This window comes from Micromonospora carbonacea, assembly GCF_014205165.1.
GTDB lineage: Bacteria > Actinomycetota > Actinomycetes > Mycobacteriales > Micromonosporaceae > Micromonospora > Micromonospora carbonacea.
The window spans coordinates 5,153,532-5,178,318 of record NZ_JACHMZ010000001.1 but is presented as its reverse complement, the minus strand read 5'-3'; the positions used below and the strand labels follow the sequence as shown (position 1 = coordinate 5,178,318).

At 73.2% G+C, this 24,787-nt stretch carries 18 protein-coding genes and 4 pseudogenes; 13 read left to right on the top strand and 9 right to left on the bottom strand.

Going from position 1 to position 24,787, the window contains the following annotated elements:
• Positions 1–238 precede the first annotated feature (238 nt).
• The 5 genes and pseudogenes from HDA31_RS21555 to HDA31_RS21535 all read right to left on the bottom strand — a co-directional run bounded on the left by HDA31_RS21555 (position 239) and on the right by HDA31_RS21535 (position 3,360).
• A complete protein-coding gene (locus HDA31_RS21555; protein ID WP_178063813.1) occupies positions 239–424 on the bottom strand; it encodes a hypothetical protein in 186 nt (61 codons plus the stop codon).
• A gap of 405 nt (positions 425–829) precedes the next feature.
• Positions 830–1,075, bottom strand: coding sequence for a hypothetical protein (locus tag HDA31_RS21550; RefSeq protein WP_178063814.1), 246 nt, complete (start codon positions 1,073–1,075; stop codon positions 830–832).
• A 234-nt stretch (positions 1,076–1,309) separates the two neighbouring features.
• Positions 1,310–2,707: a recombinase family protein gene (locus HDA31_RS21545; RefSeq protein WP_178063815.1), complete on the bottom strand. Its 1,398-nt coding sequence runs from the start codon at positions 2,705–2,707 to the stop codon at positions 1,310–1,312.
• Positions 2,708–2,732: 25 nt separating this feature from the next.
• Positions 2,733–2,987: pseudogene (locus HDA31_RS21540) on the bottom strand (magnesium chelatase domain-containing protein); the annotation flags it as partial.
• A gap of 13 nt (positions 2,988–3,000) precedes the next feature.
• Positions 3,001–3,360, bottom strand: a complete 360-nt coding sequence (locus tag HDA31_RS21535) for a YraN family protein (RefSeq protein ID WP_178063816.1) — start codon at positions 3,358–3,360, stop codon at positions 3,001–3,003.
• A 1,139-nt stretch (positions 3,361–4,499) separates the two neighbouring features.
• On the opposite strand from HDA31_RS21535, the pseudogene HDA31_RS33440 reads away from it, so the two are divergent.
• The 8 genes and pseudogenes from HDA31_RS33440 to HDA31_RS21495 form a co-directional block, all read left to right on the top strand.
• Positions 4,500–5,084: pseudogene (locus HDA31_RS33440) on the top strand (hypothetical protein); the annotation flags it as partial.
• A gap of 247 nt (positions 5,085–5,331) precedes the next feature.
• Complete coding sequence (gene rpsB / locus HDA31_RS21525; protein WP_043962356.1) at positions 5,332–6,195, top strand: 30S ribosomal protein S2; 864 nt, start codon at positions 5,332–5,334, stop codon at positions 6,193–6,195.
• Positions 6,196–6,348: 153 nt separating this feature from the next.
• Positions 6,349–7,176 carry a translation elongation factor Ts gene (gene tsf / locus HDA31_RS21520; protein ID WP_178063817.1) on the top strand — a complete coding sequence of 276 codons (828 nt, stop codon included), beginning with the start codon at positions 6,349–6,351 and terminating at the stop codon, positions 7,174–7,176.
• Positions 7,177–7,368: 192 nt separating this feature from the next.
• Positions 7,369–8,136, top strand: a complete 768-nt coding sequence (gene pyrH / locus HDA31_RS21515; protein WP_074473835.1) for a UMP kinase — start codon at positions 7,369–7,371, stop codon at positions 8,134–8,136.
• 80 nt (positions 8,137–8,216) lie between these two features.
• Complete coding sequence (gene frr, locus HDA31_RS21510; RefSeq protein ID WP_043962359.1) at positions 8,217–8,774, top strand: ribosome recycling factor; 558 nt, start codon at positions 8,217–8,219, stop codon at positions 8,772–8,774.
• A gap of 326 nt (positions 8,775–9,100) precedes the next feature.
• Positions 9,101–10,429, top strand: coding sequence for a phosphatidate cytidylyltransferase (locus tag HDA31_RS21505; protein WP_178067157.1), 1,329 nt, complete (start codon positions 9,101–9,103; stop codon positions 10,427–10,429).
• A gap of 104 nt (positions 10,430–10,533) precedes the next feature.
• A complete protein-coding gene (gene rlmN / locus HDA31_RS21500) occupies positions 10,534–11,685 on the top strand; it encodes a dual-specificity RNA methyltransferase RlmN (RefSeq protein WP_074473837.1) in 1,152 nt (383 codons plus the stop codon).
• Positions 11,686–11,716: 31 nt separating this feature from the next.
• Positions 11,717–12,946 carry a DivIVA domain-containing protein gene (locus HDA31_RS21495; RefSeq protein ID WP_178063818.1) on the top strand — a complete coding sequence of 410 codons (1,230 nt, stop codon included), beginning with the start codon at positions 11,717–11,719 and terminating at the stop codon, positions 12,944–12,946.
• A 108-nt stretch (positions 12,947–13,054) separates the two neighbouring features.
• Here the strand turns inward: HDA31_RS21495 and HDA31_RS21490 are convergent, their stop codons facing one another.
• Entirely contained in the window at positions 13,055–13,276 is a 222-nt protein-coding gene (locus tag HDA31_RS21490) for a DUF2631 domain-containing protein (protein WP_096761598.1), read from the bottom strand.
• 266 nt (positions 13,277–13,542) lie between these two features.
• Between HDA31_RS21490 and HDA31_RS21485 the strand changes: the two genes are divergently transcribed.
• Entirely contained in the window at positions 13,543–15,105 is a 1,563-nt protein-coding gene (locus tag HDA31_RS21485) for a Rieske 2Fe-2S domain-containing protein (RefSeq protein WP_178063819.1), read from the top strand.
• Positions 15,106–15,275: 170 nt separating this feature from the next.
• Positions 15,276–15,914, top strand: a complete 639-nt coding sequence (locus HDA31_RS21480; RefSeq protein ID WP_178067158.1) for a TMEM175 family protein — start codon at positions 15,276–15,278, stop codon at positions 15,912–15,914.
• 66 nt (positions 15,915–15,980) lie between these two features.
• On the opposite strand, the gene HDA31_RS21475 is transcribed toward HDA31_RS21480, so the two are convergent.
• Together HDA31_RS21475 and HDA31_RS21470 are read right to left on the bottom strand one after the other, a co-directional pair.
• Complete coding sequence (locus HDA31_RS21475; protein WP_178063820.1) at positions 15,981–17,606, bottom strand: phytoene desaturase family protein; 1,626 nt, start codon at positions 17,604–17,606, stop codon at positions 15,981–15,983.
• Positions 17,607–17,617: 11 nt separating this feature from the next.
• Positions 17,618–18,376: a TetR/AcrR family transcriptional regulator gene (locus HDA31_RS21470; RefSeq protein WP_178063821.1), complete on the bottom strand. Its 759-nt coding sequence runs from the start codon at positions 18,374–18,376 to the stop codon at positions 17,618–17,620.
• A gap of 109 nt (positions 18,377–18,485) precedes the next feature.
• Here HDA31_RS21470 and HDA31_RS21465 point away from each other — a divergent pair, with 109 nt between their 5' ends.
• The gene (locus HDA31_RS21465; RefSeq protein WP_178063822.1) at positions 18,486–20,702 is read left to right on the top strand and encodes an MMPL family transporter; all 2,217 of its coding nucleotides are present in this window, start codon (positions 18,486–18,488) and stop codon (positions 20,700–20,702) included.
• Positions 20,703–20,768: 66 nt separating this feature from the next.
• Complete coding sequence (locus HDA31_RS21460; RefSeq protein WP_178063823.1) at positions 20,769–21,953, top strand: alkaline phosphatase PhoX; 1,185 nt, start codon at positions 20,769–20,771, stop codon at positions 21,951–21,953.
• Positions 21,954–22,246: 293 nt separating this feature from the next.
• Here HDA31_RS21460 and HDA31_RS32415 read toward each other — a convergent pair.
• Positions 22,247–22,591: pseudogene (locus HDA31_RS32415) on the bottom strand (hypothetical protein); the annotation flags it as partial.
• Here HDA31_RS32415 and HDA31_RS21455 point away from each other — a divergent pair.
• Positions 22,592–24,511 (top strand): annotated as a pseudogene (locus HDA31_RS21455) (polymorphic toxin-type HINT domain-containing protein); the annotation flags it as partial.
• Positions 24,512–24,787 lie beyond the last annotated feature (276 nt).

Here is a 24,787-nt window from a genome sequence, read left to right as displayed (position 1 = left end):
CGACGGCTAGGCCGATCGGCGGTACACTGCCGGTGGTCTGCCCGACCGTTTCGCCGGCCGCCCCCGCCCCGGGGCGGCCGTTGTGCATCTGGGTCATGCCGCTTCGGCCTCCCGCCGGAGATCCGGCTTCGGCCGGGTGGCGGCGGGCCGAAGGATCGCGGCAAGCCGGGACCGCTGCGCTTCGCCCAGCGGCGGGGCGGCGTCGACCAGGCGGCGAACGCAGTCGGCGTGCGGGTGCTCAGGCTGCATCGCGGTTCACCCCCAGCAGCAGCGCCAGGCGCGCCCGGTGCTCGTCGGTCAGCTCGGCCTTGGCCAACTGGGCGATGTAGAAGTCCGGGGACTGCTGGGCGGCGCGTGCGCGTCGCGCCCGGTCGCGCCGGAACTGGGGATCTGCGAGCTTGCCGGAGAGAGGCATTGGCACCACCTGACGAGGGGTAGACCAGGCGCGTCCATACGGCTGCGCCTGGCTGCTACCCGCAAGTGGTGGCCATCCGCTCTGGGGGCGGTCGTGACGGTGGTTCCTCGTCGGGTTACGACGGGCCTGCCGCCTCCGCTTGTTTCCCTGATCGCGGGGTCCGGTGAGAGGCTCCGGCTTGGGGGCTTCCCGCTGGGAAGCCTGCTCATTGTAGCCGGCTTCAGGGTGCGGCAACGTCTGCCGGTCGGCGGGCCGGCGGAGTCGATCGGTGTCGGCTTTGGCCATCACGCGCTGGCCTCGCTGAGCCGCCGGCCGGGCCGGTGGGTGAGAGCGGGGGCGTTCCCGAGTACGCCCGCCTTGACGACTTCGCCGGCCGTCACGCGGTCCGCCCTGGTTGCTTCGGGGCGGCCTTCGTCATGCCGCATCCTGCACACCCCCCTTCGACGCCTGCGGCGAGGCGAGCAGCCCGGCGAGCCGGGCGCGTTGTTCGTCGGTCAGGGGCGGGGCAGCGTTGACGACGGCGGCGATGCGCTCGGCCAGCTGGTCAACGTGGTAGTCCCGGCGCAGCTCGGCGGCACGTTCGGGGTTGTGGCGGTGCAGCACGGCCATGCGCGCACGCTCGCGCCGTTGCTCTGCGGTGAGATGGGTCTTCGCGGCCACTCGGAGACTCCCGGTGTCCTCGGACCGTACGCCAGTAGGACCCGGGGCCTTCCCGGTGTCACGCAGACGGCTTGCGTCCTGCGGAGCTCGCTCTTTTCCCAGCAGTGCTGGGCTACTGGTTGCGGCCACCGACCGGACGTGATCCGACCGATGGCCGTAACTTACTCGCGTTGGCGTACCCGTGGGTACTCGATCCGCAGTACAGATAGATCACATTGCGGGAGATTCAGCAGGTCAGCCCTTCCATGCTATGTCCACCGTGGACGGATTGAAGTATGAGCTTCCGGGCCTCCACCCGGGCGGGCGGCCCTTTCGGCTCCGGTGAATCGTTACCGTCATCAGGGTGTCGATGACCGCTCGGCGGCGGTGAAGGTCCAGCCCGTCCCACGCTGCTTGTGGGTCCGGTACGCCGAGCAGGCCGGCCAGGGCGTCACCCTGCCCAAGGCTGGCCATCCGATCCTCAACCTCGGCCAGGCGGGCGCGAAGGCGCTCAGACCCCTCGCGCAGTTGCCGCACGTCGATCGCGCCGTCCGCGTACGCGGACGCCAAGCCGTCGAGGCGTTCCCGGAGGGTCGCGGCGTCTCGCTGCAGCGTGCTGCTCTCCGGGCGGCTGTCGGCGGCGAGCAGGTCTGTGACGTCAGGTCGTGACAGCCGCTCGACGACGACGGCGGAGACGTACGCATCGACCTCGGCAGCGTTCCGGCCGATGCAGCGCGACACCTTGCAGGTGTACGACGGTACCGACCGGGCCGTGGTGGACATCAGCGTTGCTCGGACGGGAGTGCCACACACGCCGCAGAGCGCCAGCCCGGAGAGCAACCACCGGCGCGCCGATGACCACTGCGTGCGGCGACCCGGGTGCGTCAGCACCGACACCAGCGCGCGCCAGCGATCCTCGTCGACGAGCGGTTGCCAGGCGGCCGGACCAACGATCTCCCCCCGGTGCTCGCGTAGACCGGCATTGCGTGGCCGTAGCAGAACCTTCCGCAGCTCCGTGGCCGTCCACGGGCGTCCGGTCGACGTCACCAGGCCCCGGCCGTTGAGCTCGGCGGCCTGGGCCCGGAGGCTGCCGCCGGCAAGGATCGCGTCCGTGGCCCTGGCGACCACGCGCGCCTCGTCCGGTCGAAGCGTGACCCCGTCCGCCTCGTATCCGTACGGTCGCCGGCCCCCGCCCCATCGGCCATCGGCGGCGGCTTGCTGCTTCGCGCGTTGCTGCCGCTCGACCTGGTGCTCTACCTCGTACCGGGCGACGGCGCCCAACTGGCGCGCGACCATTCGCCCGCTGGGCGTGCTCAGGTCCAGCGGGCCGGCCTTCACGGTGAAGGTGGGCACGCCGCGCGGCTCGCACGCCGAGATGTACTCCTCCAGCTCGGTTGGTGACCGGTGTAGGCGGTCGGTGTGCCAGGCCAGCACAGCGTCAACCCGGGCGGCGGCGATGTCGTCGAGCATCCGTCGATACGCGGGCCGCGGCTTGCCGCTGTACGCCGACAGGTCGTTGTCGCTGTATACCTGGGCCACCGTCAGGCCGTGCCGGTCGGCCAGTTCCCGGCAGTCCTGTTCCTGTCTGGTCACGCCGAGTCCGCCGCCTTCGCGGTCCCGAGAGATCCGGACATAGATAGCCGCTCGCGTCATGCCCGTGAGTATGTCACAAGTTGACTATGGCGAGGTCGAAGGCCGAACCGAACTTCGGCAGCGTGGCCGGCAGCAGGTTGAGGGTGATCCGCCGGTTGGGCCAGCGCTGGCCGGAGTTGACGATCGCGGCGCGGACCCGGTCGCGGGCCTCGTGCAGGGCGGTGTCCGGCAGGCCGGAGATCGCCACGGCCGGCAGCCCCGGGGCGAGGTCGGCCTCCACCTCCACCACGTGCCCGGTCACCCCGACCAGGCCGACGCAGAGCACCTTCGCGTAGCTCACGCCCGGCCGCCCATCAGAACGCGCCCTTGAGGTGCTCGACCCGGGCCGCGCCGGCGTCGGGCAGCTCGACGGAGAGGACGTCGAAGCGCACCTCGCCGGCCGTGGTGCCGGTCTCGGCGAGCCAGCGGACCGCCAGCCCCCGCAGCCGCCGCGCCTTCGCCGGCACGACCGCCTCGGCCGGCGTCCCGTAGTCGGTGGTGCGCCGGGTCTTCACCTCGCAGAAGGCGAGCACGGGGCCGTCCCAGGCGATGATGTCGATCTCACCGGCGGGGCAGCGCCAGTTGCGGGCGACCGGGCGCAGCCCGGCTCCGATCAGGTGCCGGACGGCGCAGCTTTCCCCGTACGCGCCGACGGCCTGGTTCCGCTTCGTCATGGCCCGCACCATGCCGAACCGCGCTCGCCTCCGCCGTACGCCTGTGGACGACGGAGGCGGTTGTGGACGAACGGACGATCATGCCCTTGGTGTGCTACGTGCCGACGGCCGGACCGTGCCCGTTTCCGGGTGCTCCCGGGGGGTGTCGCCGCCGGCGCGCCGTCCGTCCGGATGGCGCGGGGGTGCGCCTGTCACATACGGTGCCGATCGTGAACGCACGACGGAGCTTTCCCGAAGATCAGGAGTCGCGTTGGTACCCCGGCGAGCGCGGGTACGGCGAGTCGGACTGGCGCCCGGCGGGCGAAGAACGCTATCGAGCCGACGAGTTCCGCGCCGCTGACCAGCGCGGCGACACCGGAGAGCGGCGCTACGACGAGCTGACCGACCCACCCGTGAGCCGGTACGGCGAGACCGGGCGGCACGGCGCGGACGACGCGTTCGGGTCCACCGACCCCGATACGGACAGTTACCGTCCGGCGCGGTCCCGCCGGGCCGACACGGGCTCGTTCGGGGTGTCGATGGACGAGCTTGCCGCCGAACGGGAGGCGCGCCGGGCGGCGCGGGCCGCCGAGCCGGCCCCGTCCGCCGACGCGGCGCTGCCGGCCGGTCAGCACTCCGTCGCGTTCCCGCTGCCGCCCGCCCAGCGGGCCGTCGAGTTCCCGCTGACCATCGGGCAGCGCCCCACGCCGCTGGCGGCGCCGGGGCAGGAGGACCGCTCCCTGTCCGCCCCGGCGCACGAGGACCGGTCGCTCGCCGGTCTGGCGCACGAGGACCGGTCGCTGCCCGGCCCGGCGTACGAGGACCGGTCGCTGCCCGGCCCGGCCCGGGACAGCGCCCTGCTGTCCGGTCCGGCGCGCGAGGCGGGCCCGCGGGACGCCCCGCTCGACGCGGACCCGCTCGGCGTCGACCCGGTGGGACGTGGCGCGGAGCCGCCGCGCGGCGCGCCGCTCGGCGGATACCCGATCATCGAGCCCGGCCGCCCCAGCGAGCCGGGCCGTCCCAGCGAGTCGGGCCGCCCCGGTGACCCCGGCCGCCCTGGCGACCTCGGCCGTCCCGGCGACCTCGGCCGTCCCGGCGACCTCGGCCGTCCCGGCGACCTTGGCCGTCCCGGCGACCTCGGCCGTCCCGGCGACCTCGGCCGCCCCGGCGAGCCGGGCCGCCGCGCCGAGTCCGGCCGCCCGGACGAGCCGGCGGACCGGGGCGTGGGGGAGTGGGGCCCGGTGGACCGGGGCGCGGGCAGCGCCACCGCCGTGGAGCCGGCGCGCGCCGTCGATCCGGGTCGCGCCGCCGAGCCGCATCCGCTGGACCTGCCGACCGGGCCCATGCCCCCGGTGGCGCCCCGCCCCGACCTGCCGCCGCCCGGCCTCGACCCGGCGTACGCCCCGGACGGGCTGCGCCGCCCCGGCCCGGCGCCCTCCGACGGCGTCTACCGCACCCGTCGCCCGGCGCTCGCCGTGCTGATCGCGGTGCTGGTGGCGGCCTTCGAGGTCCCGGCCCTGCGGGTGCTGAGCCACGGCGTGCTCGGCGACCCGCTGTCGGCGGCCGACGTCGTGGTGGGCATCTTCCTGGCCGGCGGGCTGCCGATCTTCGGCATCGGGCTCTACGGGCTGCGCACGGGCGGCCTCGCGCTCGCCGAGGGCGGCCGGGGCTGGCTCCGCCCGCCGACGGCGTACCTGACGGTGGGGCTGGTGCTGTTCCTCGCCGCCGCGCTCGCCGCTGGCTGAGCCGCGCCGCCCGCCCCTGACCCGCCGCGCTCGGCCGCCCGCTGAGCCGCGCGCCGGGCAGGGGCGTACACTGGGCGCTTGGCGACCGCCTCGCGCGGTCGACCTCGCGCGCCCTCTCCACGTCTCGTGGGGCGGCGGCCTCCCTGGTCCCGATCATCGTCGGGCCCACCACGGCCGGCGACCGGGCGCCAGGACGCCCGGCCGCCGGCCGGGCGGCGCAACCAGGGATCACAAGGAGTACCCCACCATGGCCGTCGTGACCATGCGTCAGCTGCTGGAGAGCGGTGTCCACTTCGGGCACCAGACCCGGCGCTGGAACCCGAAGATGAAGCGCTTCATCTTCACCGAGCGCAACGGTATCTACATCATCGACCTGCGCCAGACCCTCGACTACATCGAGAAGGCGTACGACTTCGTGCGCAACACGGTGGCCGAGGGCGGCAGCATCCTCTTCGTGGGCACCAAGAAGCAGGCCCAGGAGGCCATCGCCGAGCAGGCGACCCGGGTCGGCCAGCCGTACGTCAACCACCGCTGGCTCGGCGGCATGCTGACCAACTTCCAGACGGTGTACAAGCGGCTCCAGCGGATGAAGGAGCTGGAGGCGCTGGGTGACCTGAGCGGCACCGCCGCCGGTTACACCAAGAAGGAGACCCTGCAGCTCTCCCGCGAGAAGATCAAGCTCACCAAGACCCTCGGCGGTCTGCGGGACATGCAGAAGCTCCCGGCCGCGGTCTGGATCGTCGACACCAAGAAGGAGCACATCGCCGTCGACGAGGCCCGCAAGCTGGGCATCCCGGTGATCGCGGTGCTCGACACCAACTGCGACCCCGACGAGGTCGACTTCCCGATCCCGGGCAACGACGACGCGATCCGCTCGGCCGAGCTGCTGACCCGGGTCGTGGCCGCCGCCGTCGCCGACGGCCTGATCGCCCGCTCGGGCCGTCGCCGGGGCGGCGACGAGAAGCCGGAGCCGGGTCAGGTCGGCGCCGACGAGCCGCTGGCCGAGTGGGAGCGCGAGCTGCTGGAGGAGCCGAAGAAGGCCGACGAGCAGCCGGCGCAGCCCGCCGCCGAGCAGCCGGCCGAGCAGCCGGCGGCCGCCGCAGCGGAGTGACCGCGCCGCCGCGCGCCCGCCGTCCGGTTTCCCGGGCGGCGGGGCGCGGCGGGCACGCCGGGCGCGCCCGGCCCGGACCCGGGTGACCGGCCCCGGCTCGACCCACCCGGCCCCCAGACCAACCCACCGAGTCCCAACACCGAAGAGAGAGTCATGTCCAACTTCACCGCCGCGGACGTCAAGAAGCTCCGCGACCTCACCGGCGCCGGCATGATGGACTCCAAGAAGGCGCTGACCGAGGCCGAGGGCGACTTCGACAAGGCCATCGAGATCCTGCGCGTCAAGGGCGCGAAGGACGTCGGCAAGCGGGCCGGCCGCACGGCCGCCAACGGCCTGGTCGCCCACTCGGGCAAGGCGCTGCTGGAGCTCAACTGCGAGACCGACTTCGTCGCCAAGAACGACGCCTTCATCGCGCTGGCCCAGCAGCTCGTCGAGCACGGCGAGGCCAGCGCCGCGACCTCCGCCGAGGAGCTGCTCGCCAGCAGCATCGACGGCAAGCCGGTCGCCGACCTGATCCAGGAGCAGTCCGCCAAGATCGGCGAGAAGCTGGTGCTCAACCGCTTCGCCAAGCTGGACGGCACCGTCGCGGTCTACCTGCACCGCAAGAGCCAGGACCTGCCGCCGGCGGTCGGCGTGCTGGTGGAGTACGCCGGCAAGACCGACGAGGCCGGGGACGCCGACGCCCGCGGTGTCGCCATGCAGATCGCCGCGATGCGGCCGAAGTACCTCACCCGGGACGAGGTGCCGGCCGACGTCGTCGAGTCCGAGCGGCGCATCGCCGAGCAGACCGCCCGCGAGGAGAACAAGCCCGCGGCGGCGCTGCCGAAGATCGTCGAGGGCCGGGTCAACGCGTTCTTCAAGGACTACGTCCTGATCGAGCAGGCGTCGGTCGCCGACAACAAGAAGACCGTGAAGCAGGTGCTGGCCGAGGCCGGCATCGAGGTGACCCGCTTCCTGCGGTTCGAGGTCGGCCAGGCCTGAGCCGCCGGTCGGGCGCGTGACGCGCCCGTGGGCAGGGAACGTCGACGAGGAGGCCGCTGGTGTACGTGACAGGCACCGCGGCCTCCTCGTCACATGCCTGGCCCGCGCGGCCGGAGCGGCGGCGTAGGGTCAGCGACGGCAGGTACGCGGTAACCGGCGCACGTGGGGTGCGGCCGGGGAAGGGCGGGGCGGATGACGCAGGTTGTGAGTGACCGGAGCCTGGCGGCGGAGGATCCGACCGCCCCACCGCCGGGACGGGCCCGCCGGGTGGTGCTGAAGCTCTCCGGCGAGGTCTTCGGCGGCGGCGCGATCGGCGTCGACCCCGACGTCGTCCAGGCCATCGCGCGGCAGATCGCCACCGTGGTACGCCGCGGCGTGCAGGTCTCCGTGGTGGTCGGCGGCGGCAACTTCTTCCGCGGCGCGGAGCTGCAGAAGCGGGGCATGGACCGCGCCCGCGCCGACTACATGGGCATGCTGGGCACCGTGATGAACTGCCTGGCCCTCCAGGACTTCCTGGAGAAGGAGGGCATCGAGACCCGGGTGCAGAGCGCCATCACGATGGCCCAGGTCGCCGAGCCCTACATTCCGCTGCGCGCGATCCGGCACCTGGAGAAGGGCCGGGTCGTCATCTTCGGCGCCGGCGCGGGCATGCCCTACTTCTCCACCGACACCGTGGCCGCCCAGCGGGCGCTGGAGATCCGGGCCGACGTGGTGCTGATGAGCAAGAACGGCGTGGACGGCGTCTACACCGCCGACCCCCGGATCGACCCGACCGCCAGCAAGCTCGACTCGATCACCTTCTCCGAGGTGCTCCGCCGCAACCTGCGGGTCGCCGACGCGGCCGCGTTCAGCCTCTGCATGGAGAACGGCTTGCCGATGCTGGTCTTCGGCGCGCAGGGCGACGACACGATCATCCGCGCGGTGGGTGGCGACAAGATCGGCACCCTGATCACCGCCTGAGCGGCCGGGGGCCGCGCGAGGCGGCCCCGCGACACACAGCACAGCCCACGACGAGCACAAAGAAGGAGGCGAGGAGACCGGTGATCGACGACACCCTCCTCGAGGCCGAGGAGAAGATGGAGCGGGCCATCGAGCACGCCAAGGAGGAGTTCGGCGCCATCCGCACCGGTCGCGCCAACGCCGCCATGTTCTCCAAGGTCATCATCGACTACTACGGCACCCCCACGCCGCTGCCCCAGATGGCGTCCATCGGGGTCCCCGAGCCGCGCATGGTCATCATCAAGCCGTACGACAACTCGCAGATCGGCGCGATGGAGCGGGCGATCCGCGACTCGGACCTCGGCGTGAACCCGAACAACGAGGGCAACCAGCTGCGCATCCTGCTCCCGCAGATGACCGAGGAGCGCCGCCGCGAGATGATCAAGGTGGCCCGGCACAAGGGCGAGGAGGCCAAGGTGGCGGTGCGCAACATCCGCCGCAAGGGCAAGGAGGAGCTGGACCGGCTGGTCAAGGACGGCGAGGTCGGTGAGGACGAGGGCCGCCGCGCCGAGAAGGACCTCGACGACCTGACCCAGAAGTTCGTGGCCACCGTCGACGAGCTGGTCAAGCACAAGGAGAGCGAGCTGCTCGAGGTCTGAGCCGCGACCGGCCCCCGGGCCGGCACGCGAGACCTGTTGTCGTGGCACCGGTGTGCCGCCGTCGTCGGGCGGCGGCGCCGGTGCCTCCGTCGTCACGGGCCGGAACCGGGCGAACCCGGGGCGCACCGCCGGCGGCGCACGGAGGGCTCGTCCACCCTCCCGGGGCGACCCGTGCAGTAGGCTCGGCACGATTCCGGCCACCACGCGGTGAACGGGCGGGATCGCCCGGCCGTCGCGCCGGTCAATCGGACGGAACAGTCGTCGTAGGGGATGGTCTTGGTCGTACGTCATGTGGTGAACCCCGTACCGCGTCCGCTCGGTGCGTGATGTCCCACCTCGACCCCTACCGCAGCCCCGAGTCCCGCAGCTGGGACCGGCCGGACGCCCCCGCCGCGCTCCCCTGGCCCGACCGTGAGCTGGAGCCGGGACAGTGGGCCCGCAGCGCCACCACCGACGCGTACGCCCCCGTGGCCCCGGGCGGTCGGCCCGAGACGCGCCGCCCGGCGGGGCGGCCGGAGCCGTTCGACGCCGACGCCACCGACCCGTACGGTGCCCGCCCGGTGCCCGACGAGCCGCCGCGACCCGGTGACCCCGTCGACCCGCCGGGCTGGCGTGGCGCCCCCGGGGCGGGCGGCCGGTTCTCTCCCGAGCCCGACGGGCCCTTCCCCGCCCACCCGCCGACGGGGCCGGCGTACCCGCCCGACGAGCCGGCCGGTCCGGCGTACCCCTCGGATGGGCCGGCCGGCGACGTCGCCGAGCCGGAGCCGCCCCGGGGCCGGCGCGGGCCCGGCCGGCGACGGGCGAGCGCGGAGCGTCCGCCCACCCAGCAGGCCCCGTCCGGCCGCGCCGGCCGCAACCTGCCGGCGGCGATCGGGGTGGGCGTCGGCCTCGGCGCGGCCGTCCTGCTGCCGCTCTTCTTCTACCTGCCCGCCTTCCTCCTCGTGCTCGCCGCCGCGATCGCGATCGGCAGCTGGGAGATGGCCCGGGCGGTCCGCCGCAGCGGGGCCCATCCGCCGCTGGTGCCGCTGATCGCCGGTGGCGTGCTCACGATCGGCCTGGCCTGGTTCGCCGGCCCCGACGCGCTCTGCCTCGGCCTGCTGGTCACCGTGCTCGGCACGATGATCTGGCGGCTGGGCGACGGGCCGGGCGACTACCAGCGCGACCTGACGGCGGCCACCCTCATCGCCGTGTACGTGCCGTTCCTCGGCGGCTTCGCGGCGATGCTCGCCGCCGCGCCCGGCGACGGGCACCTGCGCGTGCTGGTCACCCTGGTCGCGGTGGTGCTCTCCGACACCGGCGGGTACGCGGCGGGAGCCAACCTCGGCAAGCACCCGATGGCGCCCTCGATCAGCCCGAAGAAGTCCTGGGAGGGCTTCGGCGGCTCGGTCACCGCGGCGGCGGCGGGCAGCGCCCTGCTGATCTGGCTGCTGTTCGACGTGGCCCCCTGGTGGGGCGCCCTGTTCGGCGTGGCCGTGTCCTGCGCGGCGGTCCTCGGCGACCTGGCCGAGTCCATGATCAAGCGGGATCTCGGCGTGAAGGACATGAGCAACCTGCTGCCCGGGCACGGCGGCCTGATGGACCGCCTCGACTCGATCCTGTTCGCGGTGCCGACCGCGTACCTGTTGCTGGCGGTTTTCGTCCCGGTGGTGGGCTGAGGCATGAATCACGCCGGTCAGCCCGTTCCGGCCGCGTGGTCGGGTCCGATTCGGCACCTCCGGCCAGGTGCGTCGGGCGAACGGCGTGGGAGACTGGACGGGTCATGACGAGCCTTCCCCTGATCCCCGTCACCCCGGACACCCCCGCCGCACGCCGCGCGGCCATGCCGCCCCGCCACCTCGCCGACCTCGACCTGCCCGCCCGGCAGGCCCTGGTGGCCGAGCTGGGCGAGCCGGCGTTCCGCGCGAAGCAGATGTCCACCCACTACTTCGGCCGCCTGGTCCGCGACGCCGCGTCGATGACCGACCTGCCCGCGGCCACCCGGGACAGGCTGGCCGCCGAGCTGCTGCCCACCCTGCTCACCCCGGTCCGCGAACTCGCCTGCGACGACGGCGCGACCCGCAAGGCGCTCTGGCGGCTGCACGACGGCTCGCTGGTGGAGAGCGTGCTGATGGGATATCCGGACCGCGTGACCGTCTGCATCTCCAGCCAGGCGGGCTGCGGCATGGCCTGCCCGTTCTGCGCCACCGGCCAGGCCGGGCTGACCCGCAACCTGTCGACGGCCGAGATCGTCGACCAGGCGGTCTACCTGGCCGGCGTGGCCGCCTCCGGCGCGGTCGCCGGCTCACCGCCGCGGCTGTCCCACGTCGTGTTCATGGGCATGGGTGAGCCGTTGGCCAACTACTCGCGCGTCGTCGCGGCGATCCGCCGGCTGGTCGCCCCCGCCCCCGAGGGGCTCGGCCTGTCCCAGCGGCACATCACGGTCTCCACGGTCGGTCTGGTGCCGGCGATCCGGCGGCTGGCCAGCGAAGACCTGTCGGTGACCCTTGCGTTGTCCCTGCACGCGCCCGATGATGAGCTGCGCGACGAACTCGTGCCGGTCAACCAGCGGTGGAAGGTCGCCGAGGTGTTGGACACGGCGTGGGACTACGCGGCCCGCACGGGGCGTCGGGTGTCGATCGAATACGCGATGATCAAAAACGTGAACGACCAGCCGTGGCGGGCCGACCTCCTCGGCAAGCTGCTGGCCGGCAGGTTGGCCCACGTCAACCTCATCCCGCTCAACCCGACCCCGGGCAGCCGGTGGGACGCGAGTCCGAAGCCCGTCGAGCGGGAGTTCGTCCGGCGTCTGCGCGCCGCCGGGGTCTCGACGACGGTCCGGGACACGCGGGGGCGCGAGATCGACGGCGCGTGCGGGCAGCTCGCCGCCGCCGGCGACGGGGACAGCGGGACGCCGCAGGAGGCAACGGCGTGACGGGGCGTACCGAACGAGACCAGGAGACATAGTGGCGAGTCAGGGTCAGCGTTTCCGGCGCAAGGCGCTCCGCCGGGGATACAAGGTCGACGAGGTGGACGCCTTCCTGGACCGGGTCGAGGCGACGCTCGACGGCCGGCCCGTTGGCGCGCCCGTGGCCTCCCAGGAGGTCCACGACGTCGTCTTCCGGGTCCGCTTCAACGGCTACGACGAGTGGCAGGTCGACCTCCACCTCGACCGCGTCGAGCGGCAACTGGCCGAGCTGGAGGAGCGCGGCGGCTCGCCCGGTCGCGGCGCAGACCCCCGGATGTCCGACCGGATGGGCCCGCCGGACCGGATGGGCCCGCCGATGCGCGACGACCGGGGGCCCGTTCCGATGCGCGACGACCGCGGCCCCCTGCCGATGCGCGACGACCGTGGGCCGCTCCTGCGCGACGACCGGGGGCCCGCGCCGATGCCGCAGCCCATGCCGCCTCGGCCGATGCCGGCGCAGGCCGGCCCGCCCGGCGACCGCTACGGCCGGTACGACGAGCCGACCGGCGGTTTCTCCGGCGGCGGCGGATACGACGAGCCGACCGGTGGCTTCTCCGGCGGGTACGACGCGCCGCGCGGCGGGTACGACGCCCCGCGCGGCCCCGGCGGCGGCCCGCTGGGTCCGGGCGGCCCGATGGGTCCCGGCCCCGGTATGGGGCCCGGCGGCCCGCCGCCCCGGGGCCTGCCCCCGGGGCCCGGCGGCTACGCCCCCGACGAGCAGCGCTTCGACGGCTTCGAGGCGGGCCGGCACGGGCGGGCCGACATGACCGCCGAGATCCGGATGCCCGAGCGCGACCTTCGTGAGCTGCGCGGCCGTGGCCCGGCCGGGCCCCCGCCCATGCCGCCGCAGCCGATCGGGGGCCCGCCGCCGATGGCCGGCCCGCCCGTGGGCGGCCCCCCGATGGGCGGCCCGCCGGTGGGTGGCCCGCCCGTGGGTGGCCCCCCGGCCGGTGGCCCGCCGATGGCCGGTCCGCCCGGCAGCGACCTGCACCGGGTGGACCAGATCCGCCGCAGTTTCCAGGTGCGCCGGTTCGGCAGTGGATACGACCCGGACCAGGTCGACCGGCTCTTCGAGGGCATCCTCGGCGGGATGGCCGGCCGGGGCCCGATGCCGGTCAACCCGAAGGACCTGGACACCCTGCGCTTCGGCCTGGTCCCGGGCGGCTACTTCGAGGCCGAGGTCGACGCCGCGCTCAAGGACGTCCAGGACATCCTCTTCGGCCGCTGACCGTCCGGCGGGCGCGGGCGATCCGCCCGCGCCGCCGGGCACGCGGACACGACGAAGGGCCCGCCCCGACGGGGGCGGGCCCTTCGCGCGTTGCCGGTCCGGCCGGGGTCAGGACCGCAGGCCGTTGCGGCGCAGCACCGTGTCGCCGACGACGATGGCCAGCAGCAGCACGGCCAGGCCCACCAGCCAGATGTCCTCGACCCTGCCCTCGTGGTTGCCGCACAGCATGGCCAACAGCGCCAGCGCGGAGACCACCGCGCCGATCCGCCCGGCCTTGCGGTGCCCGGGCTTGTGCTGATCTGGCGACGTCACCGGCTCGCTTCCTGCCACTGTCGGTCCTTCCCTCGCGATCGGATCTCCGGTTAGTCTGGCACGCCCCGCGGCTGACCTCGTGCGGTGGGGGTTTCCTGCCGGCCCGGCACACACCGGCCCGCATCCGCCGCCGGCGCCCCGTGCCGGCCACCGGCGCCCAGTGGACCGGCCGGAGGCCGGAGGACCCGGGCCGGAGGGCACTACCGGCGTCGCGGGCCGGCGGCCAGACTGCCTCCGGTAGCGTCGGGACGTACACCTTGATTGTCTTTTTGAGGGGGACTGCGGTGCGAGTGACCGGTACGGGACACGCCAGCATGCGGATCGACACGGCCGCGGGCAGCATCCTGTGCGACCCGTGGGTCAATCCCGCCTACTTCGCCTCGTGGTTCCCGTTCCCCGACAACTCCCAGCTCGACTGGGAGACCCTCGGCGACGTCGACTACCTGTACGTCTCGCACCTGCACCGGGACCACTTCGACGCCGCGCACCTGCGCGACTTCGTGTCCAAGGACGCCACCGTCCTGCTGCCGGAGTTCCCCACCTCCGAGATGGAGGACGAGCTGCGGGCGCTGGGCTTCACGAAGTTCCTGCGGGCCCCGAACGAGCAGGTCGTGGAGCTCGACGGCGGCCTGCGGATCATGATCCAGGCGCTGACCAGCCCGACCGACGGCCCGATCGGCGACTCCTCGCTGTGGGTGGAGCACGAGGGGGTGCGGCTGCTCAACCAGAACGACGCCCGGCCGACCGACCTGAGCGTCTTCGCCGAGCTGGGGCACGTGCACGCGCACCTGCTCCAGTTCTCCGGGGCGATCTGGTATCCGATGGTCTACGAGCTGCCGCAGTCGGCGAAGACCGCGTTCGGCAAGCAGAAGCGGGAGCGGCAGTTCGACCGCACCTGGCGCTACATCGCCGACCTGAAGGCCGACCACGTCTTCCCGATCGCCGGTCCGCCGTGCTTCCTCGACGACGACCTGTGGCAGTTCAACGACATCCACGGCGACGAGGGCAACATCTTCCCCGACCAGTCGGTCTTCCTCGCCGAGTACGCGAAGGTCGGCGGCACCAACGGCATCGTGCTGCTGCCGGGCAGCGTCGCCGAGGTGACCACCTCGGGGGCGACCACCACCCACCCGCAGCCGGTCGAGGAGTTCTTCGCGAACAAGGCCGCCCACCTGGAGGAGATGCGGGAGCGCAAGCGCGGCGTCATCGAGGCGGAGAAGGCGTCCTGGCGGCACCCCGAGGTCGACGTGCTGGCCGGGATGAAGCGCCGCATCGAGCCGCTGCTGGAGGAGTCGATCTACCTGGCCAAGGGCGTCGGCGGCCCGGTCCGCTTCGACCTGGTCGACTACGACGGCGAGAGCGTCGAGTCGATCGTGGTGGACTTTCCCGGCAAGGAGGTGCGGCCGTACGCCGACGAGAAGGTCCGCTACCGGTTCCGCACCGAGCGGGCCCTCGTGGAGCACCTGCTGCACATCGGCGAGGTCGACTGGGTCAACTCGCTCTTCCTGTCCTGCCGGTTCTCGGCGGCCCGGATCGGCCAGTACAACGAGTTCGTGTACGCCTTCTTCAAGTGCCTGTCCACCGAGCGCCTCCAGTACGCCGAGGGCTGGTACGACGAGCACGAGCGCACCAGCGACGCCGAGGACGTCACCCTCGGCGACTGGGTGGTGCAGCGCCGCTGCCCGCACCTGAAGGCGGACCTCACCCGGTTCGGCATCGTCGAGGGCGACCAGCTCACCTGCCAGCTGCACGGCTGGAAGTTCGACCTGCCCAGCGGGCGCTGCCTGACCAGCGTCGGGCACAAGGTCCGGGCGCACCGCGCGGACGCGTCCGCCCCGACGCCCTGACCCGGCGCTCGCCCCGTTTCGCCCCTTCTGCCCCGTTCCTTCCCGTTCCGCCCCGCCCGCAGGTGACCATGGAGTCGTGACGGGCGGGGCGGAGTCGTGACCGGCGGGTCGGCGTCGTGACGGGCGGGGCGGACGAGGCGGCCGGCTACCGGTACGGGCGGCGCAGCGAGATGGCCCGCGACGCCTCCCGGGTGGAGGCGTTCAGCGACGCCGTGATCGCCATCGTGCTGACCCTGATGGCGGTCGAGCTGCTCCAGTTCGCCCCGCAGAACCCCACCGGGACGGACCTGGCGGGCGCGCTGTTCCACGAGTGGCCGTCGTACCTGGCGTACGTGATCACCTTCGCGATCGTCGGCCAGGTGTGGCTCACCCACCACAACATGTGGCGGTACGTGGTCCGCGTCGACCAGCTGCTGCTGGTGCTGAACCTGCTCCTGCTGCTCTTCGTCGCGGCCATCCCGTTCGCCGCGAACCTGCTGTCGGACAACCTGCGCGGCCCGGTCGGCGACCAGCGGCTCACCGCCGCCCTGTACGTGGGCACGGTGCTCGGCGAGGCGCTGTTCTTCAACCTGAGCTGGTGGTGGGCGCGGCGGCGCCACCTGCTCCACCCGGACCTGGACCCCCGGCTGGCCCGGGCGGTGGCCCGCCGGTTCCTGCTGGGGCCGGTGCTCTACCTGGTCGCCTTCGCGGTGGTCTTCGTCGACCCGGTGCTCAGCCTGGTCGCCTACCTCCTGCTCGTGGGCCTCTACCTGATCCGCGGCCCCGGCGACCTGCCCCCGTCGAAGGAGGTCGCTCCAGCCGAGGGCTGAGCGCCCCGCCCGACGGGGTGAGAAGGGGACCCCTCTCTACCGTAGGCGTTAACAAGGGGCCCCTCCTTACCCCAAATCGGCGAGGATGCGGCGGGCCGCGTTGTGGCCGGCCGCCCCGATGACGCTGCCCGCCGGGTGGCAGCCGGCGCTGCCGGCGTACACGCCGTCGACGCCGGTGGCGTACGGCATCCGGTCGGTGAAGCTGACCGTGTTGTCGACGTGGTGGATGTGCCCGCCGGTGATGCCGAAGTGCGCCTCGATGCCGGGCGGGGGCAGCGGCACGGCGTCGGCGATCAGGTCGCCGGTGCCGGGCGCGTACCGCTCGCAGATGCCGATCAGCCGGTCGACGTAGCCGGGCAGGGCCGCGTCCCAGGTGCCGTCGGCGAGGGCGTAGGGCACCGACTGCACGAACAGCGCCGACGAGTGGTGGCCCTCGGCGTCGGACAGCGACGGGTCGACGGTGGTGTGCAGGTACCACTCGATGGTGGGCTCGGCGGGCAGCCGCCCGGCCTGCACGTCGGCCCACATCGCGCGCAGCGCCGCCATCGGCGGCTCGCCCCCGCCGCCGACCAGCGACGCCGACCCGGGCAGCAGGTGGATGGTGGAGCCGAACGGGCTGGGCGCGTCGTCGGGCAGGCAGGAGAAGCGGGGCAGCCCGGTCAGCGCCAGGTTGACCTTGAGGGTGGTGCCGGGCCGGCGGACGGCCGCCATCCGCGCGCCCAGCTCCGCCGGGAGCGCGCCGTCGGGCAGCAGGTCCATCAGCCGGTACGGGTCGCAGGCCCCGAGCACCACCCGCGCGGCCACGTGCCGGCCGTCGGCGAGGGTCACGCCGCTGGCCGCGCCGCCGTCGAGGGTGATCGCGGTGACCGGGGCGTCGGTCAGGATGGTGGCCCCGGCGGCGCGGGCCGCGTCGGCGAAGGTGCGCGAGACGGTGCCCATGCCGCCCTCGGCGATCATCCAGGTGCCGTCGGATCCGGGCAGCCGGCACATGTTGTGCACGAGGAAGTTGTGGCCGGTCCCGGGGTCGTCGGGGCCGGCGTTGAGCCCGGACAGGCCGTCGGTGACCGCGTACATGCTGACCAGCAGCTCGGAGCGGAAGTCGAAGCGGGCCAGGTAGTCGGCCACGGAGCCGCGCACGAGGTCGACGAAGACCTGCCGCAGGGCGGGCCGGACGAGCCGCTGCGCGATCTCCTCGACCGGCAGCGGCTCGGCCAGCCAGGCGGGGGCGAGGTCGTCGCGGAGCTGGGCCAGCTCGGCCTGCATGGCGTCGTCGGCGGCCACGTCGGCGGGGGAGAAGAACTCCGCGAGCTGCCGCCGGGTGGCGGCCGTGTCGCTGCCCATCAGCAGGTACGGCGACCCGGGGCCGCCCGGGGTGGGCAGGAAGTAGTGCGGGTCGCGGCGCAGCACGGGGATGCGCACGTCGAGCGTGGCGAGCAGTTCCGGCGGCATCAGGCCGAGCAGGTAGGACCCGGTGGAGTGGCGCAGCCCGGGGACCTTCGGGAACGGGTTCTCGGTGCGGGTGGCCCCGCCGATCACCCCGGCGGCCTCCAGCACCAGCACGTCGAGGCCGGCGCGGGCCAGCAGGATCGCCGAGACCAGCCCGTTGTGCCCGGAGCCGACGACCACCACGTCGGCGCGGGCCGGCAGTTCACTCGCCTTGCTCGTCGCGGTCGTGCCGCTGCGCTCGCTCATGCTCGGGCAGCCTAGTGCCGCGCGGACCCGGCCGGGGGGCCGTCGCCGTTCCCGGTCGGCGGGCCGGTGCCGGGCGTCCCGCGCAGCGGGGCGAACAGCGCGGCGAGTTCGGTCTCGAACAGCGCCTCGGGGGAGTCCACGGCCCAGGCGAGGTGGCCGAAGACCTCCATGGCGACGAGCCCGTAGAGTCGGGTCCAGGCGGACAGGAACGCGTACGCGACCTCGATCGGCAGGTCGCCGTGCTTGGTGGTGAGCGGGGCGAGGTGGCAGCCGAGCTGCTGGCGCAGCGCGTCGGCCGGTGGCCCGGGCAGCGCTCCGTCCCGGGTCAGCGCGAGGAACGGGGCGAGGAAGACCGCCCCGAGCCGCGCGCCGGGGTGCTCGGCGTCGGCGCAGGCGTCGGTGAACGTGGCGACCCCCGGGACGGGGTTGCCGAAGATCAGGGTGAACTCGGCGGGGTGCGCGACGGCCCAGCGGCGCATCGCCCGGCACATGGCCGTGAGCTGGTCGACCGGGTCGTCGCCGGCCGTGTCCCGGGCCGCCTCGCTGACGGCGCGCAGCTCGTCGTAGAGGTCGCCGGTCAGCGCGCCGACCAGGCCCTCCAGGTTGGGGAAGTAGCGGTAGATGGCGGGCGCGGTCATCCCCATGTCGCGGGCGATGGCGCGCAGGGAGACCGCCTCGACCCCGCCGGTCACCAGCAGCCGGCGCGCCCCGTTCTTGATCTCGCAGAGGGTGGCCGCGCGTAGCCGTTCCCGCCGGGTCGGTGCGGACATGCGTGAACCCCCTTGACTGGAGCGAACGACGTAGTAATAGTAAACGGCGTTCACTTCGGAGAGCCATGGTTACTGACCACGACCTTAACGGTCGGTGAGGGGGAATGCGATGTTCGACTGGTGGGGGCGGGCGGTGGTGCGGGCCCGCTGGGCCGTGCTCGCCGCCGCCGTGGCGTTCATGGCGCTCGGCGCGACCTGGGGGACCGGCGTCTTCGGCCAGCTCAGCGGCGGCGGGTTCGCCGACCCGGCCAGCGAGTCCAGCCGCACGGCCGAGCGGATCACCGCCGAACTGGGCCGGCAGGGCGCCGACGTGATCGTGCTCTGGTCCAGCGACACCGCCACCGTCGACCAGCCGGCGTTCCGCGATCCGGTCGCCGGCACCGTCGCGGCGCTGCGCCAGCGTCCCGAGGTCACCAGCGTGACCACCTTCTACGACGCCCCGGCGCCCCACCTGGTCTCCGCCGACCGCCGGTCCACCTACGCCCTGGTCCAGCTCGACGGCGTCGACGAGGACGCCCGCGCCGAGGCGTTCGACGCGGTGCGGCCCGCGTTCGACGCCCCCGGCCTGCGCACCGAGCTCGGCGGCGCGGTGGCCTTCCAGCGGTACGCCACCGAGCAGACCAGCGAGGACATCACCCGCGCCGAGCTGTTCTCCATGCCGGTGCTGCTGGTCCTGCTCGTGCTGATCTTCGGCGGGCTGGTCGCCGCCACCACCCCGCTGCTCGTCGGCGGGCTCGCCATCCTCGGCGCGCTGGTCGCCGTCCGCCTGCTCAGCATGGTCACCGACGTGTCGGTCTTCGCGATCAACGTGATCACCCTGATCGGCCTCGGCATGGCCGTCGACTACGCCCTGTTCGTGGTCAGCCGGTTCCGCGAGGAACTCGCCGCCGGCCGGGACACCGCCGAGGCGGTACGCCGCACCATGGCCACCGCCGGCCGCACCGTGCTGGTCTCCGGGCTCACCGTCGCCCTCGCCATGGCCAGCCTGCTGGTCTTCCCGCAGCCGTTCCTGCGCTCGATGGGCCTCGGCGGGATGGCCGCCGTGCTGGTCGCCATGCTCGCGGCGCTCACCGTGCTGCCGGCCCTGCTCGCGGTGCTCGGCCGCCGGGTCGACGCGGTGCGCGTACCGCTGCCGTGGCGGCGCGGGGCACACCGCGCCGGCCCGGCGCAGGCCGACACCGGCGGCGCCTGGGCCCGGATCGCGCGCAGCGTGATGCGCCGCCCGGTGCCCTACCTGGTCGGGGTGGCCCTGATCCTGGGGCTGCTGGCCACCCCGTTCCTGCGCGCCGGATTCGGCGGGGTCGACGAGCGGGTGCTGCCGGCCGACGCCGGGCCCCGGGTGGTCTCCGAGCGGATCGCCGCGCAGTTCCCCGGCGGTACCATCGCCCCGATCGACGTGCTGGTCACCGGCGTGCCGGCCGACGCGGTCGGGTCGTTCGCCGACCGGATCGCGGCGGTGCCCGGGGTGACCGGCGTGCGGGTCGCCGCGACCAACGGGGCCTCGACGCTGCTCGCCGTCGCCTACCCGGGCGAGCCGACCGGCGACGCCGCCCGGGACCTGGTACGCGACCTGCGCGCCCTGCCCGCCCCGGACGGCGCGCGGGTGCTCGTCGGCGGCCGGCCCGGCGTCGACCGGGACCTGCTGGACAGCCTCGGCGACCGGCTGCCCTGGATGGCCCTGCTGATGGCCGGCGCGACCCTGCTGCTGCTCTTCCTCGCGTTCGGCTCGGTGGTGCTGCCGGTCAAGGCGGTGCTGATGAACCTGCTCTCCATCGGCGCGTCGTTCGGCGTGGTGGTCTGGATCTTCCAGGACGGCCACCTGTCCGGGCTGCTCGGCTTCACCCCGACCGGGTTCATCGAGCCGAGCAACGTGATCCTCATGCTCGCCGTGCTGTTCGGCCTGGCCACCGACTACGAGGTGTTCCTGCTCTCCCGGGTCCGCGAGGAGTGGGACCGCACCGGCGACAACACCGCGTCGGTGGCCGCCGGCCTGCAACGCACCGGCCGGATCATCACCGCCGCCGCCCTGTTGCTGGTCATCGTGGTCGCCGGCTTCGCCACCGGCGCGATGGCGTACATCAAGCTGATCGGGATCGGCATGATCGTGGCGATCGTGGTCGACGCGACCCTGGTGCGGGCGCTGCTCGTGCCGGCCACCATGCGCCTGCTCGGCCGCTGGAACTGGTGGGCCCCCGGCCCGCTCGGCGCGGTCTACCGCCGCTTCGGCATCCGCGAGTCGGACGACCCGGCGCAGCCCGCGCCGCCGGACGCGCCCGAACCCGAGGCGGTCGGGCCGGAGAGCCGTCACCCCGCGTTCATCGGGTAGTCACTGGTGTCGATGCCTCGCCGGCTCTACCGTCGGTGGGGCATCGACCCTACCCGGAGGTAACCGATGGACCGTCGTACCGTCCTGCGCGCCACCGTCGCCGGCGGGGCCGCCGCCTTCTGCGGCAGCCTCTGGGCCTCCGCCGCCCTCTCCGCGCCCGCCCTCTCCGCCGGGCCCGCCCAGCCCGGCCCCGGCCCGTACGGGGACCTGCTCGCCGCCGACGCCAACGGCATCCAACTGCCCGCCGGCTTCACCAGCCGGGTGGTCGCCCGCTCCGGGCAGCGGGTCGCCGGCACCTCCTACCTGTGGCACTGGGCCCCCGACGGCGGCGCGTGCTTCCCCGCCCCCGACGGCTGGATCTACGTCTCCAACTCCGAGATCCCCCTCGCCGGCGGCGCGTCGGCCGTGCGGTTCCGTGCCGACGGCAGCATCGCCTCGGCGTACCGGATCCTCGGCGGGACCAACCTCAACTGCGCCGGCGGGGCGACCCCGTGGGGCACCTGGCTCTCCTGCGAGGAGGCCCCGCTCGGCCGGGTCATGGAGACCTGGCCCGACGGCAGCCGCGCCGCCGAGGAACGCACCCGGATGGGCCGGTTCACCCACGAGGCCGCCGCCTGCGACCCCGACCGGCGCGTCGTCTACCTCACCGAGGACGAGGAGGACGGCTGCTTCTACCGGTTCGTCCCCGACACCTGGGGCGACCTGCGCACCGGCCGGCTCCAGGTGCTCTGCGCGCCGACCGGTCAGGTCACCGGCCCGGTGACCTGGGCCGACGTGCCCGACCGCGACGGCTTCCCCGTCCCCACCCGTCGCCAGGTCGGCGCGGCGCAGCACTTCGACGGCGGCGAGGGCTGCTGGTACGACCGGGGCACCTGCTGGTTCACCACCAAGGGCGACAACCGGGTCTGGGCGTACGACGCCGCCGGCCAACGCCTCGACCTGGCGTACGACGACTCGCTGGTGCCCGCCGGGGCGGCCCCGCTCACCGGCGTCGACAACATCACCGGCACCCGCTCCGGCGACCTGTACGTGGCCGAGGACGGCGGCAACATGGAGATCAACATGATCACCCCGGCCGGCGTGGTCACCCCGTTCCTGCGCCTGCTCGGCCAGTCGGGCTCGGAACTGACCGGCCCGGCGTGCTCCCCGGACGGCAGCCGCCTCTACTTCTCCTCCCAGCGGGGCGTCAGCGGGGCGGTCACCGGCTCCGACGGCATCACGTACGAGATCACCGGCCCCTTCCGCCACTGACCCCGGCCCCCTGACTCCGACCGCCGGGCCGCCGACGATCGCCCTCCGAACGGCTGCGCCACCGGATACCCGGAGGTCGCTGACGTGACCCTTCCCGCCCGCTAGGGAGCTGAGTCACTTACGACATCACCCACTGACCCCTGCACCCCGATGGGCACCCGGGGTGCAGGGACGCGCCGGGGCCGGTGGGGAGGGCCGGGCGGCGTGATGTCGTAGGTGACTCAGCTCCCTAGCGGCTTTTCACCGCATTGGCGGGTTCTGCTTGCGAAGCCTGCTGGTTGTCGTGAGGTGGATCAGCCGAAGGACTTCATGGTGCTCCAGTCCGCGCCCAGCACGACCTTCACCGGGGAACCGGCACTCGTGGCGGAGGGGTGGTAGACCCGGATCTGACCGTCGGCGCCAGACCGCACCCAGAGGTCGGGCACCTGGTCGCCGCTGACGTCCGGGATCGCGATCACCGCGCTCATCGCGGCCTCCGTCCAGCCGGTGCCATAGGAGACATCGCCGTCACGCGAGTTGGCGGCCTGCTTGAGCGAGTGCAGGTCGACGCTGCCCGCTGCCGTTCCGGGCAGGCCGTGGCGGACGTACATGTTGCCGTTGTCCAGGTTGCGCCAGAGCAGGTCGGGGGTGCCGTCGACTACGACACCTGGTGCGTCCAGCCGACCGGCACGACGGCCGGCTCGGCGGCGCAGATCCGCGCCTGTGATGGTGGCACCGACCAGCGGGTGGAGCGCCTGTCGACCGGGCAGCTCCGGCACACCTCGTCGGGGCTGTGCCTCGCGGTGCGCGACGCGGCCACCGCCGACGGCACCCCGATCGTCCTGGCTACGTGCGCGGGCGGGGCGGCGGCGCAGCAGTGGCAGGCGCAGAACGAGACCCGGCACATCTACGGGCCGGGCGGCTCACGGCGGCTGACCGTGCAGGGCCGGCAGGCCACCCTGCACCTGGGCGAGTCGCAGGTGACCACGTAGCAGGGCGGTGCGCTGGTGAGCAGCCAGCGTTCCTATGCGGCCCCGGGCGGGTCGGTGTTGCGCTACGCCCACGGCACCAACCCGTCCGCCCTCGCCGCCGTCGTCGGTGACCACCAGGGCACCCCGTACGCCGAGGTCACCCTCGACGCCACGATGACCACCCGAATCCGCAAGCAGGACCCGTTCGGCAACCGGCGCGGCACCGCCGCCCTGGCGGCCAACATGCAGACCCCGACCGGGTTCCTCGGCGCCCGACGCGACGACCCTTCCGGGTACGTCCCGTTGGGTGCCCGCCTCTACGACCCCAGCGTGGGCCGGTTCCTCTCCGCCGACCCGGTGCTGGACACCGCCGACCCGTTGCAGTCCAACGGCTACACCTACGCCCACAACAACCCGGCCACCCACACCGACCCCTCGGGCCTGTCCATCTCCCTGACCCCGTCGGAAACCGCCGCCGCCCTCGCCGGCGCGGGCCTGTCCGCCGCCCAGGTGGCGGACGCCCAGGCCATCATGGGCAAGTCCGTCACCTCGATCATCCTGTCCGTCGCCTGGGACGTCCTGAAGGACTTCCTCGGCATCAACGCCGCCCTCGGCTGCTTCGGCGGCAGCGTCTGGTCCTGCATCGACCTCATCAGCAACGGAATCCCGGCCTGGAAGGCGATCAAGAGCGCGGCGAGGATCGCCAACGCCGTACGACGCACCTTCAACGCCATCCAGGCTCTTCAGAACGCCAAACGCACGGCCGAGAACGTCCTGCGTGCCGCGAGGGCCGCCGAGACCGCCGCCCTCAACGCCAAGAAGCTCGCCATCGAACGCGCCAAGCAGGCGGCGCAAGCGGCCAAGAAGAAGGCCCAGGACAAGGTCAACACGGTCAGCAACCGCGCCACCGAACAGGCCAAGAAGACCGGCAACCCCGTCCAGAAGCAGGCCCAGGCCCGCGCCAACCCCAAGGGCTCCACGGCAGCCACCACCAGAAACGGCGGCGGCGGAAAGTCAACGGGTTCCAAACCCGGCGGCAGCTCCGGTGGCTCCAACCGCTCCAACGGTGGCTCCAGCGGAGGCGGCGGCTCCGGCAAGGCCAACGGCGGCGGCTGCAACACCGACAACAGCTTCACCCCCGGCGCTATGGTCCTGATGGCCGATGGCACCACCAAGCCCATCGAGGACATCGAACCCGGCGACAAGGTCCTCGCCACCAACGCCGACACCGGCGAGACCGAGGTCGAGACGGTCACCGCCACGATCACCGGCACCGGTGCCAAGCACCTCGTCACCATCACCACCAGCGACGGCCGGAGCGATGGGGACGGCGACAACGACACCACCAAGATCACCGCCACCGACGGACACCCCTTCTGGGTGCCCGAACTCCACCAGTGGATCGACGCCACCGACCTCCAGCCCGGACAGTGGCTCCAGACCAGCGCCGGCACCCACGTCCAGATCACCGCGGTCCAACGACACGTCACCACCTCGGCCACCGTCCACAACCTCACCATCGCCAACACCCACACGTACCATGTACTCGCCGGTGATGTGCCGGTACTCGTCCACAACTGCAATAACGTAATTTCAAACGCGGATGGATACGACAATAGTGGTGCGCTAGGTGCCCACGGGGATGGTGCGGCCTTTAGCGGAATCTATGAGCCAAGCACGGGCAACTTCAGGGCTCATCTGAGCGTTGATCCGGACATGCCTAATCCGCCGGTGAATTCGGTTCGACGGCTTGGTGGGCACGGGCGGCTCAATTTTGAGCATTTTGGCGGTTCGCGGGAGACTGTCGGCTTCACAATGTTCTTCGAGGAAGACGGCTTCTCTCTAAGCTGGATGTCGCGAAGCGTAAACGGTCGAAACCATGGC